This window comes from Nocardia ninae NBRC 108245, assembly GCF_007990755.1.
GTDB classification, from domain to species: Bacteria; Actinomycetota; Actinomycetes; order Mycobacteriales; family Mycobacteriaceae; genus Nocardia; species Nocardia ninae.
Genome location: NZ_BJXA01000073.1, coordinates 17,929 through 36,612, shown reverse-complemented (window position 1 = coordinate 36,612; position 18,684 = coordinate 17,929). Strand labels below are relative to the sequence as shown.

General features: G+C 68.3%; 17 protein-coding genes and 1 pseudogene. 13 read left to right on the top strand and 5 right to left on the bottom strand.

The window, feature by feature from the left end:
- Positions 1–11: 11 nt before the first annotated feature.
- On the bottom strand, positions 12–986 hold the full coding sequence (locus tag NN4_RS35340) for a carbohydrate kinase family protein (RefSeq protein ID WP_147140354.1): 975 nt from the start codon (positions 984–986) through the stop codon (positions 12–14).
- Between the two features lie 138 nt (positions 987–1,124).
- Between NN4_RS35340 and NN4_RS35335 the strand changes: the two genes are divergently transcribed.
- Genes NN4_RS35335 through NN4_RS35320 form a run of 4 tightly spaced genes read left to right on the top strand, consistent with a single transcriptional unit; the run spans position 1,125 to position 5,569 of the window.
- Positions 1,125–2,537, top strand: a complete 1,413-nt coding sequence (locus NN4_RS35335; RefSeq protein ID WP_147140352.1) for an L-fucose/L-arabinose isomerase family protein — start codon at positions 1,125–1,127, stop codon at positions 2,535–2,537.
- On the top strand, positions 2,537–4,021 hold the full coding sequence (locus tag NN4_RS35330; RefSeq protein WP_147140372.1) for an FGGY-family carbohydrate kinase: 1,485 nt from the start codon (positions 2,537–2,539) through the stop codon (positions 4,019–4,021). Before NN4_RS35335 ends, NN4_RS35330 begins: the two co-directional genes overlap by 1 nt.
- Positions 4,022–4,079: 58 nt before the next feature.
- Positions 4,080–4,547, top strand: coding sequence for a thioredoxin family protein (locus NN4_RS35325; protein WP_147140349.1), 468 nt, complete (start codon positions 4,080–4,082; stop codon positions 4,545–4,547).
- Positions 4,544–5,569, top strand: a complete 1,026-nt coding sequence (locus NN4_RS35320; protein WP_147140347.1) for a glycoside hydrolase family 172 protein — start codon at positions 4,544–4,546, stop codon at positions 5,567–5,569. Before NN4_RS35325 ends, NN4_RS35320 begins: the two co-directional genes overlap by 4 nt.
- Here the strand turns inward: NN4_RS35320 and NN4_RS35315 are convergent.
- Positions 5,548–6,063, bottom strand: coding sequence for a hypothetical protein (locus NN4_RS35315; protein WP_147140345.1), 516 nt, complete (start codon positions 6,061–6,063; stop codon positions 5,548–5,550). The two genes, NN4_RS35320 and NN4_RS35315, sit on opposite strands and share 22 nt — an antisense overlap.
- Positions 6,064–6,140: 77 nt before the next feature.
- On the opposite strand from NN4_RS35315, the gene xylB reads away from it, so the two are divergent.
- The 5 genes and pseudogenes from xylB to NN4_RS47035 all read left to right on the top strand — a co-directional run bounded on the left by xylB (position 6,141) and on the right by NN4_RS47035 (position 11,426).
- Positions 6,141–7,619 (top strand): xylulokinase, encoded by a 1,479-nt coding sequence (gene xylB, locus NN4_RS35310; RefSeq protein WP_147140343.1) that lies wholly within the window; start codon positions 6,141–6,143, stop codon positions 7,617–7,619.
- Between the two features lie 87 nt (positions 7,620–7,706).
- Complete coding sequence (locus NN4_RS35305) at positions 7,707–9,431, top strand: N-acyl-D-amino-acid deacylase family protein (RefSeq protein ID WP_147140342.1); 1,725 nt, start codon at positions 7,707–7,709, stop codon at positions 9,429–9,431.
- A 188-nt stretch (positions 9,432–9,619) separates the two neighbouring features.
- Positions 9,620–10,282, top strand: coding sequence for a maleylpyruvate isomerase family mycothiol-dependent enzyme (locus NN4_RS35300; RefSeq protein WP_147140340.1), 663 nt, complete (start codon positions 9,620–9,622; stop codon positions 10,280–10,282).
- Between the two features lie 85 nt (positions 10,283–10,367).
- Positions 10,368–10,997, top strand: a complete 630-nt coding sequence (locus NN4_RS35295) for a maleylpyruvate isomerase family mycothiol-dependent enzyme (protein WP_147140338.1) — start codon at positions 10,368–10,370, stop codon at positions 10,995–10,997.
- A gap of 70 nt (positions 10,998–11,067) precedes the next feature.
- A pseudogene (locus NN4_RS47035) lies at positions 11,068–11,426 on the top strand (mycothiol transferase).
- A gap of 4 nt (positions 11,427–11,430) precedes the next feature.
- Here the strand turns inward: NN4_RS47035 and NN4_RS35285 are convergent.
- On the bottom strand, positions 11,431–13,722 hold the full coding sequence (locus NN4_RS35285) for an ATP-binding protein (RefSeq protein ID WP_246181256.1): 2,292 nt from the start codon (positions 13,720–13,722) through the stop codon (positions 11,431–11,433).
- Positions 13,723–13,836: 114 nt separating this feature from the next.
- Here NN4_RS35285 and NN4_RS35280 point away from each other — a divergent pair, with 114 nt between their 5' ends.
- Positions 13,837–14,652 (top strand): ABC transporter ATP-binding protein, encoded by an 816-nt coding sequence (locus tag NN4_RS35280; RefSeq protein ID WP_246181255.1) that lies wholly within the window; start codon positions 13,837–13,839, stop codon positions 14,650–14,652.
- Positions 14,653–14,685: 33 nt separating this feature from the next.
- On the opposite strand, the gene NN4_RS35275 is transcribed toward NN4_RS35280, so the two are convergent.
- Complete coding sequence (locus NN4_RS35275) at positions 14,686–16,035, bottom strand: cytochrome P450 (RefSeq protein WP_147140334.1); 1,350 nt, start codon at positions 16,033–16,035, stop codon at positions 14,686–14,688.
- Positions 16,036–16,223: 188 nt separating this feature from the next.
- On the opposite strand from NN4_RS35275, the gene NN4_RS35270 reads away from it, so the two are divergent.
- The 3 genes from NN4_RS35270 to NN4_RS35260 all read left to right on the top strand — a co-directional run bounded on the left by NN4_RS35270 (position 16,224) and on the right by NN4_RS35260 (position 18,430).
- A complete protein-coding gene (locus NN4_RS35270; protein WP_147140332.1) occupies positions 16,224–16,574 on the top strand; it encodes a YciI family protein in 351 nt (116 codons plus the stop codon).
- 16 nt (positions 16,575–16,590) lie between these two features.
- On the top strand, positions 16,591–17,868 hold the full coding sequence (locus tag NN4_RS35265; RefSeq protein ID WP_147140369.1) for an RNA polymerase sigma factor: 1,278 nt from the start codon (positions 16,591–16,593) through the stop codon (positions 17,866–17,868).
- A gap of 88 nt (positions 17,869–17,956) precedes the next feature.
- Positions 17,957–18,430 carry a hypothetical protein gene (locus NN4_RS35260; RefSeq protein ID WP_147140330.1) on the top strand — a complete coding sequence of 158 codons (474 nt, stop codon included), beginning with the start codon at positions 17,957–17,959 and terminating at the stop codon, positions 18,428–18,430.
- On the opposite strand, the gene NN4_RS45375 is transcribed toward NN4_RS35260, so the two are convergent.
- A complete protein-coding gene (locus NN4_RS45375; protein WP_159080367.1) occupies positions 18,424–18,585 on the bottom strand; it encodes a hypothetical protein in 162 nt (53 codons plus the stop codon). The genes NN4_RS35260 and NN4_RS45375 overlap by 7 nt on opposite strands.
- Between the last annotated feature and the right edge of the window lie 99 nt (positions 18,586–18,684).

Genomic DNA, 18,684 nt, shown 5'->3' with positions numbered 1-18,684 from the left:
CGTGCGGAATTTCAGAGCTGACGGGCACGCGGCACCCGGGCGAGCCATCCGGGTAGCTCGGTCAAGTCCGGCGCGGCACTGGATCCGAGCGCCGTGGTCGCGGCCGCACCGCAGGCCACGGCGGTGGCGAGACAGTCCGGCAGCGCGCGTCCCGCCAGGTGCGCGTGCAGGAAGCCGGCGTTGAAGCAGTCGCCCGCTGCGGTCGTGTCGACGACTTCGACAGCGACGGCGTCGATCTCGCACCGCTCACCCTCCCGGACCGCGATGGCGCCGCCGCTCCCCCGTTTGACGACGAGCGTATTCGCCAGGTCGGCAAGGATATCGATGGCCGCATCGAGGGTCGGCGCACCGGTGAGACGCAAGGCCTCGTCGGCGTTCGGCGCGAAAATGTCTACCTCGGCGAGGATCTCACGCACGGTCGGTGTGTCGAGCGTGCCCGGGACGTCCTGGCAGTCCATGAAAACTTGCGTCCCGAGCCGATGCGCGACGTCGAGGGCGGCGTACACGGTCTCGCCGTACCGCAGCTGCGGCAGGATCACCACCTGTGCCCGGTGTTCGCGCAGCAGCGTCGCGAGCGGAAAAGCGGCCACCGGGTCCTGGTAGCTCACCATCGCCCGGTCCGCGGGGGACGACAACGCCGCGGTGACGCTGCGCACCGGCGTCGAGTGCAAGCGAAAGCCGCTGTCGTCCAGGCCCTCCGCGCGAGCCGCCGCCAGCACCTGTTCGCTGAACAGGTCGGTGCCGAAGTCGGTGGACCACACCACCTCGTGCCCCAGCCTGCGCATCGCCATCGCGGGCGTGAACGCGCCGCCGGGCAGTATCGCGAAGCCGCTGGCAAACACCTCGGTACCGGGCTGAACGGGCCGCGTCAGGCCGTGGAAAACCAGATCGGCGAAGTAGGCGCCGACAACGAGCACCTCGGTGCGGTAGTGCCGGCCGTTCGATGAGGTCGCGGCATCGACCCGCCCCGCCGGGTCCGTTCCCATCCGGCGACCTTAGCAATCCGCACGCCATCCACCGGGGTGGTCGCGCGATTTCGCGAATCGCCGCGAACGGCGCCTGCACCCTGGTATTCCTGGAATGCAACCGTCTATCCGACCACCCACCCGCGCGGAGGGACCGGCATGGCCCGTATCGGTGTAATCAGCATGTCCGACGGTCGCGACTATGTGCACGCGGGGATCGCGGACTTCATCGGGACCACCGAGGATCACCTGGTGGCGGCGCAGGCGCGCGCCGGGCATGAGGTGGTGTGTGGCGCGGCCGCCGTCAGCGACAACGCGCTGGCCACCTCGGTGGCGCGCAGCGTGGCGGGGGCCGACGTCGATCTGACCGTATTCCATTACGCCGTCTGGGCTTTCCCGCATTTCACCATGCTCGCGGCGGGCGCGACGCCCGGTCCCCTGCTGCTGTTGTCGAATATCGACCCGGTGCAGCCCGGCATGGTCGGCATGCTGGCCGCTGGCGGCGCGCTCGACCAGATCGGGCGCGACCATACCCGATTATGGGGCGACCCGGACGATCCCGCGCTGATCGAGGAGATCGGCGTGCGGGCCCGTGCGGCCGCGGCGGTGGCGAGTCTGCGCGGCAGTACCTTCGGCCGGTTCGGCGGGCGACCGATGGGGATGAACACGGCGGTCGCCAATACCGATCAGTGGCAACGGCTTTTCGGCATCGATGTCGAGGAGATCGATCAGTGGGAGATCGTGCGGCGTGCCGAACTGGCCGACGCGGGCGAGGCGACGGCGGCCCGCGAGTGGCTGGAACGCCATGCCGCGGGCGTACATTACGACGGCGCGAAGCTGACACCGGACATCCTGGAGCGCCAGATTCGCTCGTATCTGGCGGTGCGTGAGCTGATCGCCGAACGGCGCCTGGACTTCTCGGGGATCAAGGGCCAGCCGGAACTCACCCAGTACTTCGCCACGATGGACATCACCGAGGCCTTCCTCAACGACCCCTACGACTGGAACGGGCCGAAGGAAACACACGTGTGCGCCACCGAGGCGGACATGGACGGTGCGCTGACCATGCAGCTGCTCAAGCAGATCGCGGGAACCCCGGTGCTTTTCGCCGATGTGCGGCACTACCACGCCGACCGCGACATCTGGGATCTGTGCAATTCGGGCCAGCACGCGACCTGGTTCGCGGCTCGCAGCGCGGACCCGGCGGAGAACCTCGCCAAGGTGCACCTGTACCCGGAGGTGTTCTTCTTTCCGGCGGGTGGTGCCTCGGTGCATCACCTCGCCGCACCGGGTGCCATGACACTGGCCCGGCTGACGCGCAAGGACGGCGAGTATCGAATGCAGTTGATGCTGGGCGACTTCGAGACCTACGACGACCAGACGAACGAAGCGCTGATGAAGCAGTCCACCTGGGAATGGCCGCACGCGTTCGCCCGGCTGGATGCCCGGGCCGAGGATTTCCTGTCCCGCTTCGGCGCCAACCACATTCACGCGGTGCCCGGCGACCACCGGGCTGCGTTGCGGGCGACTTGCGACCTACTCGGCGTCACCCTCGACGAGTTCACCCGGTGATGCGGTTCCTCGGCGTCGACATCGGCACCGCCAGCTCGAAGGGTGTGCTGACCGACGAACGCGGTGTGGTGCTCGCCAGATCCGAACGGGCGCACTGCGTTTCAATGCCGCGACCGGGCTGGGTGGAACACGATGCGGAGCAGGTGTGGTGGGCCGACTTCGTCGCGATCGTCGGCGAGCTCGTCGACGCGGCGGACGGCGCCACCCTCGACGGGCTCGCGGTCTCGGGCATCGGCCCGTGCCTGCTGCCCGCCGACGCGCACGGCCGTCCGCTGCGGCCCGCCATCCTGTACGGGTTCGACACCAGGGCGACCACCGAAATCTCTGAGCTCACCGCAGAATTCGGCGCTGCGGACGTGCTGGCGCGGGCGGGGTCACCGATCACCAGCCAAGCCGTCGGGCCGAAGCTGCGCTGGCTCGCCCGCCACGAACCACAGGTCGCCGCGGACACCGGCATGCTGCTGATGGCGAGTTCCTTTCTGGTGCACCGGCTCACCGGCCGATACGTGCTCGATCACCAATCCGCCAGCCAGTGCGTGCCGATGTACGACCTGCGGCGCCGCGAATGGGCCACCGACTGGGCCGAACAGGTGGCGCCCGGCCTGCGGCTGCCCGAACTCGCCTGGCCGACGGAGGTCGTCGGGCGGGTCGGGACGCAGGCGGCGGCGAGTACCGGTCTGCCCGTCGGACTTCCGGTCACGACCGGCACCATCGACGCCTGGGCCGAGGCGGCCAGCGTCGGCGTGCGCGCGCCGGGCGACGCGATGATCATGTACGGCACCACCATGTTCCTGGTCCAGGTGTTGAAAGATCCACGCCCGCATCCCGGCCTGTGGAGTACCTGCGGAACCTGGCCGGGCACATACACTCTCGCCGCGGGCATGGCGACCTCGGGCGCGGTGACCGACTGGCTGCGCACTCTGGTCGGCGGCGAATTCGCCGACCTCGTCACGGCAGCCGCCCAGGTGCCGCCCGGCAGCCGGGGACTGCTGGTGCTGCCCTATTTCGCCGGCGAGCGCACTCCCCTGTTCGATCCGGCTGCCCGCGGCATCATCGCGGGCCTGACCCTCGGTCACGGGCGCGCCGAGCTGTACCGGGCGGTGCTGGAGGGCATCGCCTACGGCGTGCGGCACAACCTCGCGGCCATGACCGAGGCCGGTGGCGGGGCCGGGCGGCTGGTCGCGGTCGGCGGCGGCACCAAGGGCGGGTTGTGGACACAGATCGTTTCCGACGTGACCGGGCTGCCGCAGCAACTCCCGGCCGAGACGATCGGCGCGTGTCTGGGCGATGCCCTACTGGCGGCCGAGGCGGCGGGTGTCGACACCGCGAAGTGGAATCCGGTGATCAGCACCGTCGAGCCCTATCCTGGACGTACCGGAGAATACGATTCGTACTATCGGCACTACCGCGAACTGTATGAATGCAGCACTGCTATTACGCATTTCCTGGCGGCCGAACAGCACCGCAAGGGGGTGTTTTCCTGATCCTCGTTGATCATGCGAGGATGCAGGGTTGCTCTGTCGGACATCAAACGAGGATTTCATGCCCACTGTCACACTGACCCCGCACAATTTCGATGCTGTCATCGCCCGCCACCCCATCGTGCTCGTCGATTGGTGGGCCGACTGGTGCGGCTGGTGTACGCGATTCGCCCCGGTCTACGAATCCTCGGCGGAACGACATCCCGACGTCGTGCACGGCATGGTCGACGCCGTCGCGGAGGAGGCGATGAAGGTCTCGGCGCAGATCACCGCCTTCCCCACGCTGATGGCGTACCGGGAGGGCCTGCTGGTGTACAACGAGTCGGGCTACCTCGCGCCCGAGGCCCTCGAAGAACTGGTCCAGAACATCAAGTGGCTGGATATGGAGAAGCTCCGCCGTGAAGTAGCCCAGCAAATGGACGCGCCCCAATATCCGGCCAACGCACCCGCACCGGCGGCACCAGGGCCGGGCTCCCGGCAGGCGGGTCTGGCGGCCACCGCGAGTCGATACGGTTGGCCCGGGTTATGACCCCCGAGCGCCCGGCGGAACTATGGCGGCTGGACGGCACGCGCACGCGGTCGATCAGCGCGGAGAATCCGACGGGCGCTCCCGGCGGCGGCGCCCGCGCGACCACCGGCACCGGCGCGCACGCGGCGCGGCTGCTCGGTATCGGCTGGAAGATATCGCCCTCGATCTTGCTCACGGATGGCGAAACTGCGACCCTGGCAGACATTTCCGGCCCCGGCGTACTCCGGCATTGCTGGCTGACCACCGACCGCACCGCCCTGCGGGCCATCACGCTACGGATGTATTGGGACGAGGCCGCCGAACCCGCGATCGAGGCGCCGCTCGGCGACTTGTTCTGCAACGGCTGGGACGAACTGGCCCTGATCGATTCGGAGATGATCGTGGTCGCCCCGGCCGGCGGCTTGAACAGCTACTGGTCCATGCCGTTTCGCGGGCACGCCAGGATCACGCTGGAAAACAACTGCGGCCGAACGGTTCCGGTGTACTACCAGATCACCTACAGCGAGGAGGAGGTGCCCGCGGACGCGGGCTACCTGCACGCCCGGTGGTCGCGCAGTGCGCCGGTGGGCAGCCCCGCCATCCATACCGTCCTGGACACGGTGCCCGGGCCTGGGCGTTATGTCGGTACCTACCAGGCAATTCAGCCCAACGCCCCGCGCTGGTGGGGCGAGGGCGAGTTCAAGTTCTATATGGACGGCGATACCGAGTTCCCGACACTGTGCGGCACCGGCACTGAGGATTACTTCGGCGGCGCTTGGAATTTCGACATCAACGGGGCGTATCGGCCGTACTCCACGCAGTACCTCGGATTGCCGCAGGTGCTGCCCGCCGATGAGATCTACCAACCGCACCAGCGCTACGGCATGTACCGCTGGCATGTGCGCGACCCCATCTGCTTCGACCGGGACCTGCGCGTCACCGTGCAGGCGCTCGGCTGGCGGGACTCCGAAACCTATCTGCCGCTGGAGGATGCGGAGATCGCGACCACCGCGTGGTGGTATCAGGCCGTGTCGTCGCGCTGATCGCCGGGCTCCGGCGGCAACTCGTCGAAGTCCATGGCGAGCAACTCGTCCGCGCGGGCCATCGCGTCGTCCATCGCGGCCTCGATGCCGTCCAGCACCGACATACCGCCCAGTAGATCCTCGAAGTCATCCAGCACCGTCTGCACCTCGGCGACGGCCGGATCGACCCGATACCAAGCGACCGTGTCCCGCCACCACGGGTCTTCGTCCACCCACGCCCACATCACGTCGCGCACCAGGCGGGCGTCGGAGGTGTACATCTGGAACAGCTCGTCCGACCCGTCGGCGCGATGCTCGATCTCGTAGACACCGTCGGGGAGCAGACGGGTCTGGATGTAGTCGTGGTCGCCGCGGTTGATCACGATGAACGGGCATTCCGGATCGGGTGGCTCGTCGAGCATTCCGGTGAACACGTCGTCGGTCAGCTCCGGCACCGGGGTTCCGGCGCCGGTCCGGACATGCACGTCGGCAGGTCGGTCCGGATCGTCGGTCACCGGGCCAGTGTGCCCGATCCGGCCGGCGATTGCCCGAAATGCGCCGAGCGCGACCGCTTCGGGTGCAAGGTGGAGCTATGTGCGCGGCGAAGGTGGCCGGAGTGGACAGCTCCACCCAGTCCTGCAAAGTGGTGGTCTGCGACGCGGACACCGGCGAGATCCTGCACCAGGCGCATGCGCCGCATCCAGACGGCACCGAGGTGGCGCCGGAGGCCTGGTGGGACGCCCTACGCGCGGCGGGCGATGGATTGCTGGACCAGGTCGACGCGATCGCCGTTGCCGGTCAGCAGCACGGCTTGGTCGCCCTCGATGCCGAGGGCCGTCCGGTGCGCGACGCACTGCTGTGGAACGACATCCGCTCCGCGGCGGCGGCCGACGAGTTGATTCTCGAGCTCGGCGGCGCGCAGGCGTGGGCCGACGCGGTCGGCAGCGTGCCGGTCGCCGCCTTCACGGTGGCCAAGCTGCGCTGGCTGGCCGATCACGAGCCGGAATTCGCCGACCGCACCGCCCGGATCATGCTGCCGCACGACTACCTGACCTGGCGGTTGCGCGGAGGTGGGCCCGGGACGCCGGAGCCCGAGCCGACCACCGATCGCGGCGACGCCTCGGGCACCGGCTACTGGTCGCCGGCCGACTGCGAATATCGCAAAGACCTACTCGCCCTGGGCTTCCGCGGTCGCACGCCGGAACTGCCTCGGGTACTCGAGCCTGCCGAGGCCGCAGGGCGCACCCCCGCCGGCGTGCTCGTCGCGGCCGGAACCGGCGACAATGCCGGTGCCGCACTGGGTCTCGGCATCGGCGACGGTGACGTGGTGGTGTCGCTCGGCACCAGCGGCACCGTCTTCGCCCGCAGCGCCGTGCCCAGCGCCGACGCCACCGCCGCGGTGGCCGGATTCGCGGACGCGACAGGAGCATTCCTGCCGCTCGTGTGCACGTTGAATGCCGCGCGTGTGCTGGAGTACGCCGCCGATCTGCTCGGCGTCGACCTGGTCACGCTGGAATCGCTTGCCGCGCAGGCTCCCCCGGGCGCCGACGGGCTCGTGCTGCTGCCCTACCTGTCCGGCGAACGTACCCCCAACCTGCCGCACGCCACCGGCAGCCTGCATGGTTTGCGTCCGGAAACCATGCGGCCCAGCCACATTGCCCGGGCCGCCTTCGAGGGCATGCTCTGCAATATGGCGGAGGCGCTCGATCATCTGCGCTCGCGGGGCACCGGTGTGCGGCGCATCCTCTTGATCGGCGGGGCCGCCCGGTCCGCGCTGGTCGCCGAGATCGCCGCCCAGATCTTCGGCGTCCCCGTCACTGTGCCGCAACCGATCGAATACGTCGCGCTCGGTGCGGCCAGGCAGGCGGCCTGGGCGCTCAGCGATGCGGCGGAACCACCCACCTGGCCCGCCCGGACCGCCGCCGAGATCCCGGCTCCCGCCGCACCCGCGATCGGTCGGCGCATTCGTGCGGAATATCAACGGGCACACGGCGATCTCTACGGCTCGTCGAGCATGGGAGTGGCGACGCATGTGCCGCGACGGCGACGGCGGCGACGCGGTCATGACTGACTGGGCTGAACATAGACGGCGAACCCGTGCGACGATGTAGTCATTACCGGTAGTACTGGATACCGGCGGTCAGTCGAGGGAGCGCAGATGCAACCGTGTGACGTGGTGATTCGCGGCGGATCGGTCTTCGACGGTGCGGGTTCCGCGCCGCGCACGGCCGATGTCGGCATCAAGGACGGCAAGGTGGTTGCGGTCAGCGCCGAGCCGCTGCCCGATAGCGCACGGAACCTGGATGCTTCGGGCAAGTGGGTCATTCCGGGCATGCTCGACGTGCACACCCATTACGACGCCGAGGTGCTCGGCAGTCCCGGACTCGGCGAGTCGGTGCGGCACGGCGTCACCTCCGTGGTGATCGGGAACTGCTCGCTGTCCACGGTCTACGCCGAGGCCGACGACTGCGCGGACATGTTCGCCCGGGTCGAGGCGCTGCCCTGGGACGCCGTGCACTCGGCGGTCAAGGAGCACAAGAACTGGGACAGCCCGCGCACCTACGTCGAGTCGCTCGCCGCACGCCCACTCGGCGCGAATGTGGCTGCGCTGCTGGGGCACTCGGATATCCGGGTGGCCGTCATGGGTCTCGGTCGCGCCACCGACCCGCAGGCGCGGCCCACCGGCGACGAGCTGAATCGCATGCGGCGGATGCTGACCGACGCGCTCGACGCCGGATTTCTCGGCCTGTCCACCATCCGCAGCTCGTTCTCGAAGTTGGAGGGGACGCGCTTCCCCACCAGGCAGCTGCCGTCGACCTATGCGAGCTGGCGCGAGTACGCGGCGCTGAATGGCATTCTGCGGCAACGGAATCGGATTCATCAGAGCACGCCGAACCTCACCTCACGGCTGGAGATCGCGCGCTACTTCGCGCAGAGTGCCGGGCGATTCCGTAAGCCGCTCAAGACGACCCTCATCGCAGGCATGGACGTGAAAGCCGATCGCACCACGGCGCGTGCCGCGACCACCGCCGCGTGGATCGCGAACACCCTGGGCAAGGCCGCTTTCCGCTGGCAGCACCTGCCGGTGCCGTTCGAGGTGTACGCCGACGGCGTCGATCTGGTCGTGTTCGAGGAGTTCGGCTCCGGGGTCGCGGCGCTCAACATCCGCGACGTGCTGAAACGGGGCGAGTTGCTGGCCGACGAGGGCTACCGCAGGCAGTTCCGCAAGGACCTCGCGAAGAAATACGGTCCGCGGGTGTGGCATCGGGACCTGTACGACGCCCAGATCATGTCCTGCCCCGAGCCGGAGGTCGTCGGCAAGTCGTTCGGCGAGGTGGCCGACGAGCGCGGCATCCATCCGGCCGACGCGTTGCTCGATCTCGCCGTCGCACATGGGGCGAAGCTGCGCTGGCGCACCGTCATCGCCAATGATCGCGACGACGTGCTCGACTGGCTGCAACGCTCCCCGCACGTCCAGGTCGGATTCGCCGATTCCGGTGCGCACCTGCGCAATATGGCCTTCTACAACTTCGGCCTGCGCATGCTGGAGCGGGTGCACGAGCGCAAGTTCATGCCGATCGAGGCGGCCGTGCACCGGCTCACCGGCGAGCTGGCCGACTGGTACGGGCTGGACACCGGCCGCCTGCACGAGGGTGCGCGCGCCGATATCGCCGTGATCGACCCGGCGGGATTCGACGGTTCCAGTGCCGCCTACGCCGAAGCCCCATTTCCTGGCATTGCGGGCCTGGACCGGATGGTCAACCGCAACGACGGCGCCGTCGCCGCCACGCTGGTCGGCGGGCAGGTCGTCTACGAGTACGGCACCTTCGCTCCAGGCTTCGGCAGCACCCTGCACGCCGGAACTTTCCTCACACCCGCCTGATCTCCCGCGCGACACGCCGGTCTGAAACGCCGAGAACCCACTCCGCGCCGTCTGCGCATAGCATCACCCGAACGGGACAATCCCGACAATTCGCAGCTCAGTCCACCGCCGGGTACCGCTCGGCCGGACAACGGGCGCGGTCGGGTGGCATCTCACGGCGTGGGGGGAGACCACGGCGAGGAGACACAATGACCGATAGCGACGTGCGCAGGGCGATCACGGCCGAACGAACCGACCTCGCCGAAATACTGACCGGACTAGACGCCGACAGCTGGAACGCACCGACACTCTGCCGCGGCTGGCGGGTGCGCGAGGTCCTCGCGCACATCACCCTCCCCTTCCGCCTCTCCGAACCCCGCTTCGCCTACGAAATGCTCCGAGCGGCAGGCGGTTTCAACCGCATGGCCGACCACGCCGCCCGCCTGGACGCCGCCGAGTTCACCGCAGAAGATCTCCTGAAATCTCTGTGGGACAACGTCGCCCACCCCTGGAGGCCCCCCGGCGGCGGTCTCGCCGCCGCCCTCGGCCACGACGTCGTCCACGGCTTGGACATCACCGTCCCCCTCGGACTCGACCGAAAAGTCCCCGAAGACCGACTCCGCCCGGTCCTCGACGCCATCAACCCCCAGTGCCTGAAGTTCTTCGGCGTCGACCTCGACGGCATCCAACTCCGCGCCGAAGACATGGACTGGCACTACGGCACCGGCGAAATCCTCTCCGGCCCCGCCCAAAACCTCCTCCTCATCCTCTGCGGCCGCATCCTCCCCGACGGTTCCCTACACGGCCTCAAAGCCAACCGCTTCACCCGCGCCGGCCAACGCGGCCGCCACCGCCGCCACCTCCCGGTCTAGCGGCCGAGAGCGGCTGCCCGGCGAATTCGCTCGTCCTCTGGCGCCTGAAGGCGGTAGGAGGGATGATCTCCGGCGAGGAGAGACGATGAGCGATATCGGGGTGCGTAGGGCGATTACTGCTGAGCGGACCGAGCTTGCCGAGTTGCTGGCGGGGCTCGCGGCCGAGAGGTGGGATGGGGCGACGTTGTGCCGGGGGTGGCGGGTGCGGGAGGTGGTTGCGCATATCACCATGCCGTATCGGTTGTCGGGGGCTCGGTTCGCGGTCGAGATGGTGCGGGCGGCGGGGAGTTTTCATCGGATGGCGGATCGGGTGGCGCGGCGTGATGCGGCGGAGCTGACGGCGGAGGATCTGTTGAAGTCGCTCTGGGACAACGTTGCTCATCCGTGGAAGCCGCCGGGTGGCGGGTTCGCGGGGGCTTTGAGTCATGACGTTATTCATGGGCTGGATATCACGGTGGGGCTCGGGCTGGGGCGGAAGGTGCCGGAGGATCGGTTGCGGATAGTGCAGGATGCGATCAATCCGAAGAGTGTCAAGTTTTTCGGGGTCGATTTGAAGGGGATCGAGTTGCGCGCCGACGATCTGGATTGGCGCTATGGGTCCGGCGAGGTGGTGTCCGGTGCGGCGCAGGATCTGCTGTTGGTGTTGTGCGGGCGCAGGCTGCCCGCCGGAACACTGCACGGGGCCGAGGCACAGCGGTTCACCCGCTCGGGCTAGCACGCGATAATCGCAGTGCGCGGGACTGAATGAGAAACAGCTCAAACGGCGTTCCGCCGAACCGTCCACGTTGTCGCTGCACGGCCTGGTCCGGCACATGACCGAGGTGGAACGCGGCTGGTTCCGGCTCGCCGCCGCGGCCCAGCCCGTGCCGTACGTTTGCGGCAGCGAAGACAACCTGGATGGCGACTTCAACGACACCGAAACCGCTGATCCCACCGCCGATTTCGCGGCACTGCGGCGCGAGATCGAACTGGCCGATGCCGCGGTGGCCGATTGCCGCTCGACCACACTTTCAAGCATCCGAGGCGGCCCGACCTGGAGTACAACCTCCGCTGGGTCTACCGGCACATGATCGAGGAGTACGCCAGGCACAACGGGCATGCCGACCTGCTGCGCGAGCGCAGCGCCGGCGCGACCGGCGACTGACCGGTCAGGGGCTGTGCCTGCTGACCCACGCCGCGATCTGGGCGCGCGAGGTGAAGCCGAGCTTGGTCAGGATGTGGTCGACGTGGCTCTCCGCGGTGCGAATCGAGATGACCAGTTCGGCGGCGATGCGTTTGTTGCTGTAACCGTCGGCCACCAATCGCGCCACGTCCCGTTCGCGGCGCGTGAGTTTTTCGACGGCAAGGGATTTCGGCGGAATGACAGCCTGCTCGGCACCGAGCGCGTAGCGCACTGCCTCGTCGAGGCCGAGCGCGGCACCACCGTCGAAGGCGGACCGGAACTCCTTGTCCCCCATGGCCCCATAGACCTGCAACCGGACTTTGTCACCGACCACGTCGGTCATCGCGTGCGCGAGCCGCTGCGTGCTGCCGTGCCGCACGGTCGCCGCGGCACCCATCAGCCGAGCGGCACGGCTCAGGTCACGACCTGCCGCCGCGACCCAGGCGAGCCCATCGAACGCGGAGGCGGTCCACACGCACCGATCGAACAGTCGCAATAGCTCGAGGGCGCGCCGGAGCTCCTCGATCGCCTTGTCCTCGTGCCCATTTCGCCAATGATTCGTCCCGACCGCCCACGAGGCGAGTCCGCCGAGCAGATGCGAACCGTGCTGGGTGGACTTCGCCAGGAACTGCTCGGCCAATGCCCCCGCACGATCGTCCGCCAGCACCATCGCGCAGACATAAGCGAACGCGAGGCATTCCATCTCGGTGCCGTGGTGTCCGCACGCCCGCGCCCGCACGGCCGCATCCTCGGCGATCTCGAGCGCACGCACCGGACCAGACTCGGCGAAGGCCAGCACCGCCGACAGCAGCGTCGCCTCGACCAGCACCTCCTCGGCACCCAATTCCGTGGCTATCGACACACATTCGCGCAGATACTCGTTCGCCGACTCGGTGTCCGACAGCATGGCCGCGATGATCGACGCGGCGGTCAGCGCCCGCGCCCGGTCGCTGGTGCGCGCGGGATCTTTGCCGAGCGCGTCCATCAGCCAGCGATAGCCCTCCAGCAGGAACCGATAGTGCTCCCAGAACGGCCGCAGCTCGGCGGCGATCTGTAACCCGCGATGCGCGCCGTCCGGGTCGGCGAGCGCGAACTGTAGCGCCGCACGCAGATTCGCGTGTTCGCGGGTGACGTCCCGGAACCAGACGACGTCGGCCGCACCCCAGTATTCGGTGCGCCCGCGTTGCGCGACACGGTAATAGTGATCGCGGTGCCGGATACGGACGGCGTACTCGTCGCCGTGCGCCGCGAGCCGCGCCAGCGCGAACTGGCGCAGTGGTTCGAGCACGCTGTAGCGGCCGGTGCCGTCGCTGTCGTGGCGATGGCTCAGCACCGACTTGTCGACTAGACCGGTGAGCGCGTCGACCAGTGCGCCCGGCGGCTCGAGTACGCACACCGCCTCGGCGGCGGCCAGGTCGAAGCCGCCCGCGAACACGGCGAGCTGCTCCCAGAGGCGTTGTTCGTCCGGGGTGCACAGGTCGTAGCTCCAGCGGATGGCGGCCTCGAGCGTCTGCTGCCGCTCCGGTGCCGTGCGCAGTCCGGTGGTGAGCAGGCGCATGGTGTCGTCGAGGCGTTCCAGCACCTGGTCGGGGGTGAAAGCCCGCAGCCGCAACGCCGCAAGCTCCAAGGCCAGCGGAATGCCCTCCAGCCGAAGGCAGATCCCGGCCAGCGCACCGAGATTGGCAGCGCTGACCCGGAATTCGGGATTCGCAGCGGTGGCCCGGTCGATCAGCAGCCGCAGCGCCGCGTTGTCCGCGGCGTCGACTTCGCCGGAGTCCTCGTCCACCTCGGGTACCGGCAGCGGCGCGATCGGCAGCACCTGCTCCCCCAGCACACCGAGCGGCTCCCGGCTGGTCGCGAGTACCCGAACCTCGGGCGTGCTCGCGATCAGCCGGTCGACGAGTTCGGCGCAGGCGTCGATGAGGTGTTCGCAGTTGTCGAGGACGAGCAGCAGGTGCTTGCCGCCGAGGTAGTCGGTGAGGCCGTTCAGCGGCGCGCTGGTGTCGTCGCGCAGGCCGAGCGCCTGGGCGACGCTGAGCGCCACCAGCTCACCGTTGTTGACGTGAGCCACCTCGACCAGCCACACACCGTCGGGAAAGGCGCGCCGCACCGTGTCGCCCACCCGCCGGGCCAGCCGGGTCTTGCCGACACCGCCCGGCCCGGTCAGCGTGAGCAACCGCGTGCTGGACAGCAGTTTCCTGGCGGCGGCGACTTCGCCGGCCCGCCCGACGAAGCTGGTCACTTCGGCGGGGAGGTTTCCTGTCACGTGCCACGCCACGCCGATTACCTTCGCACGGACGACCGTGGCCCCCGGGCGTTTTGCCGGAAGATGCCGGGTACGTCGGTGGGGTTCGTGCTGGCTAAACTGCCCCTTTCCGAAGGAGGCATGCACGTGACCGGCGCACCGGTGCTCGAACTGACGGATGTGACGTTCCGCCGCGAGGGCAAGAAGATCATCAACGGTATCTCGCTGACCGTGCGCGCAGGCGAACACTGGGCGTTGCTCGGGCCGAATGGGGCGGGCAAGAGCACCCTGCTCGGTTTCTGTGGCGCGGTCATGTTTCCCACCTCGGGCACGGTTCGGGTGCTCGGTGAACAGTTGGGCCGCGTCGAACTGCAACGCCTGCGCCATTCGATCGGGCATGTGAATCCGCGCCACCCGCTGCGTTATCCGCTGACCATTCGTGAGGTGGTGCTGACCGGTCTCACGGCCACCATCGACACCCCGATGCGCTGGACGCCAACGCCGGATCAGCTCGGCCGTGCGGATGCGATGATCGATACCGTCGGCCTCACCGGGAAGGCCGACAGCACCTGGCCGACGCTCTCCCAAGGTGAACGCGGCCGCACATTGATCGCCCGCGCGCTCATCGCCGAACCACGCCTGCTGCTGTTCGACGAGCCCTCCACCGGCCTGGATCTCGCTGCCCGCGAACAACTCCTGGAGACCATCGATACCCTCGGTGACACGCATCCCGAGGTCGCGTCGGTCCTGGTCACCCACCATCTGGAGGAGCTGCCGAGCACCACCACGCACGCGCTGCTGATCGCCGACGGCCACACTGTCGCCGCTGGCCCCGCGCGCGACATCCTCACCACCGAGAACGTCACCAGCGCCTTCGCGCACCCTGTCGAAGTCCGCTACGACGGCCGGTGGACCGCGCGTGCCGCACACGCTCGAGCCGTCTGGCCTGGCGAACAGCGCTGAGCCGCAAGCAGAACCGCGTGCTCCAGAGCTGGATCAGGTGACGCGTGGCGTGAGGTTCATCCGGATGTCATCGGCCGCCCACAGGACGAAGCGTTCGACGGGAACCACCGAATGCCCAGGGGCAAGCTCGAATCGGAAGCGTCGCAGTAGAACCGCGAGCACCAGTTGTGCTTCGACCATGGCCAGCGCGGCGCCTTCGCAGCTGCGCGGGCCGAGGCCGAAGGGGATGTACGCGAGCCTGGGACGTCCGGCGGATTCCGCTGCGGAGAAACGTTCTGGGCGGAAAACCTCTGGCTGCGGCCAGTATTCGGGGTTGAGGTGCACGGCCCAGATCGGATAGAAGATCGTGGTCCCAGCCGGGATCGTATAGTCGCCCACGCGAAGGTCTTCCGAGATTTCGCGGGCGCCGTAGGGGCCCGGCGGGTAGAGCCGCATCGATTCCTCGAGCACCATCTTCAGGTACGTCAGGCGTTTCAGATCCGCGTAGTCCGGCGCGGGCCGGTTCCCCAGTACGTCCGCAACTTCTTCGGCGACGCGGTCCGCGACTTCAGGGTGCTGCGCGAGTAGATACAAGGTCCAGGAGATCGCGACGCCGGTGGTGTGGTGCGCAGCCAGCATGGTCATCAGCACGGTGTCGCGGATCCGCGCCGGCGGTTGGCCGGCCGCGGCCAGTGCGGCGATCAGGTCGCTGCCGTCGGTCTGCCGTGCGGCATCCTGATGCGCGGCGAGCACGTCATCCACGGTGGTCCGAAGAAAGGTCAAGGCCCGCTGCGCACGGGCACTACGTTCGACCTCGGTTCCCGGCAGATCGGCCTGATAAAGCCGAGCCAACTGGTCGGTCAGCACATCCTCGAAGGCCGACACGATCCGCCCGGCCTGCTCCGGCGAGTCCGCACCGGCACCGAGCGCGTAATCACAGATCATCCGCAGCGACAGCTCACTCAGGTGCTGCTGCAAAGCAATCGGCCCGTCCGAGTCCGCCCACCGATCGGCCGTGTCGCAGGTCAGCGCGACGAACTGCCCGAAATGCGCCTCGTGCGAGCGCCGCCCGGCCAGCACCGACAGCAACACTCGCCGCCACGGCGTGTGCTCCTCGGCGGAAAGCGTCTGCAAATTATCCGATTCCTGCAGCGGCGCCAGGAACTCGAATAGCTTCTCGGGCCGCTTGTCGACCTTCGCGGTGGCCTCCAGCAGCACCGGGTCGGCGATCGACACCACCGTCTCCGCGCCGGGCAACCGGAAACGGACGACGGGACCGTAGACGGCATGCAGTTTCAGCTGGTAGTTGTGCAGACCACCCGCCGCCACGATCTCGGCGAGGCCGTCACCCGCGCCGCCGGGTCCGGGGATCGCTGCGAACGTATCGCCGCCACCAGGTTCCATGACATCCCTCCACCGCTATGCTCCCTGCCGCGAATGCTTCCCGCAATACCGCGGAAACCGTGGCCTGCCGTTCCGCGCCGAAAATACTCGAGGAAAATCTTCGGAGGAGTGTCGATTCGGGTGGTGGCCGTTCGATGCAGTGAGGTGAGGATCGGACGATCCTGACGACGACGAGCAAAGGACCCGAGATGCGCTACATGATGCTGATCCACCTCGACCCCACCACCGCGCCCGAGCCGGACGCGGCGCTGATGGACCGGGTGGGCAAGGTGATCGAGGAGATGACCAAGGCCGGCGTGCTGCTGGACACCAACGGCTTGACCCCGGTCAGCGAGGCCACCACGATCAAGCAGTCCGGCGGCAAGCAGACGGTGATCGACGGGCCGTACACCGAGTCCAAAGAGATTGTCGGCGGGTACTGCATCTTGCAGACGAAAACCAAGGAGGAAGCGGTCGAGTGGACCTCACGCTTCCTCGACGTGCACGGCCCCGAGTGGGAGATCGAGGTCGAGCTCCGGCAGATCGCCGAAGAGGCCTGATCGGCCACCACGGATGATGAGCCCGGACCGGTCGCCCGAGCAGACCCACCGCGCCGTGGAAACGGTGTGGCGGATGGAATGGCCGCGACTGGTCGCGGGGCTCACCCGCGTCGTCGGCGATATCGACGCGGCCGAGGAGCTGGCGCAGGACGCGCTGGTCGCGGCGTTGGAACAGCGGCCACGCGACGGGGTGCCGCCGAATCCGGGCGGCTGGCTGATGCTCACCGCCAAGCATCGGGCGATCGACCGGATCCGCCGGAATCAGACCTTCGCCCGCAAGCTCGCGCTGCTCGGTCACCAGCTGGTGACCGAGCAGACGCCGGACGAACCCGAGCCGGACGCCGCGGTCGCGGACGATCTGCTCCGGATGATGTTCACCGCCTGCCATCCGGTCCTGCCGGAGCAGTCGCGGGTGGCGTTGACTCTGCGACTCCTCGGCGGCTTGACCACCGAGGAGATCGCCCGCGCTTTCGTTGTCGCGGAATCTACGGTGGCGCAACGCATTGTGCGCGCCAAACGAACCATCGCCGCCAAGCAGGTGCCCTATGAGGTGCCCAGCGGCGAGGAGTTGACCGAGCGGCTGGCCTCGGTGCTCGCGGTCGTCTATCTGATCTTCAACGAGGGATATGCGGCGACCGCGGGCGAGGATTGGATCCGCGTCGAGCTGTGCCAGGACGCACTGCGATTGGCCCGCATCCTGGCCGAGCTGCTGCCCGTCGAACCCGAGGTGCACGGGCTGGTCGCGCTGCTGGAACTGCAAGCCTCGCGACTGCCCGCGCGCACCGGTCCGGCGAATGATGTTGTGCTGCTTGCCGATCAAAACCGGGCACGGTGGGATCGGCTGCTGATCCGGCGTGGGTTCGCGGCGTTGGGGCGCGCCAACGCGGTCGCCAGAGACCGCGGCCTGCTGCCGGGCAGTTACGCGTTGCAGGCCGCGATCGCCGCCGTGCACGCCATGGCGGCGACGCCGCAGGACACCGATTGGCGGCGCATCGCCGGGCTGTATGCCGTGCTCGCCGAACGCTTTCCGTCGCCGATCGTGGAGTTGAATCGCGCGGTGGCGGTGAGCAAGGTGCACGGACCGGCGGCGGGGCTGGACCTCGTCGACGCGCTCGCGGCTTCGGGCGCGCTGGACACCTACCACCTCTACTACGCCGTGCGCGGCGATCTGCTCAGCCAGCTCGGTAGGCACGCCGAAGCGGGTGCCGAATTCATCCGCGCCGCCGAGCTGACCGGTAATAAGGCCGAGCGCGCGCTGCTGCTCGACCGCGCGCAGGACAGCGGGGCCCGCTAGTTCGGTTGTAACGCCGTGGTAATCGCTACACCGCAATCGAGTGTGAGCATGCTACGAAACCGCTTACCTCCGAAAGGAATCCGGCCGCGTGCGACAGTTCTATCGAGCAGTGCTCCTGGACGACGACTACCGGCTGATCGGATATGTGGAGCCCGGTGCGCGGATGGTGGAACACGCCTGGATCGGCAATCACAGCGTGCAGGGCATCGAACGGCTGCTGTCCGTGCCCGCCCGGGTGGTGTGGGCTCGGCGGCAGCTGGGCGCGGAGAATCTGTACGCGGCCGCGGCATCCGTCGCGGCGCTGCGGCCGCCGGAGCACGGCTGCACCGGGCGATACATCCTCAATCACGATCAGCTCGGCTATGTGGACAAGGCGGCCGCGGTGGAGCAGGCCGGGCGGCGGCGCACCCATCCGCTGCCGATTCTCACCGCCGCGGGCGGCGCCGAGCCGCACGCATTGGCAGGCACTTGGGCGCGCGACCGGATTTCGGTCGGCGACACCGTGCCCGACGGGTTCGAGCTGTGGAAGTTCGATGTAGCCGAACTTCACCAGTTTCAGTAAATCGTGGGCAACCCGCCGACGACGCGCGGCATCTCGACGGTGTCGTCGATATATTCGGCGCGCACGTCGGCCAACCGGTCCAGGAACGCTTCCGCAGAGCCGAACTTCGCCGCGACCTGCGCCAACAGCTGCTCGGCTGGTTTCATGAAGTCCATGCGTTCAGCATGACTGGTCGGATGCCCAGCAGCGATACTATTAGCACATAGTTTGCCCAAATATCTTGCGCCGCCGGGCTCCTGCTACCGGATAGAAAC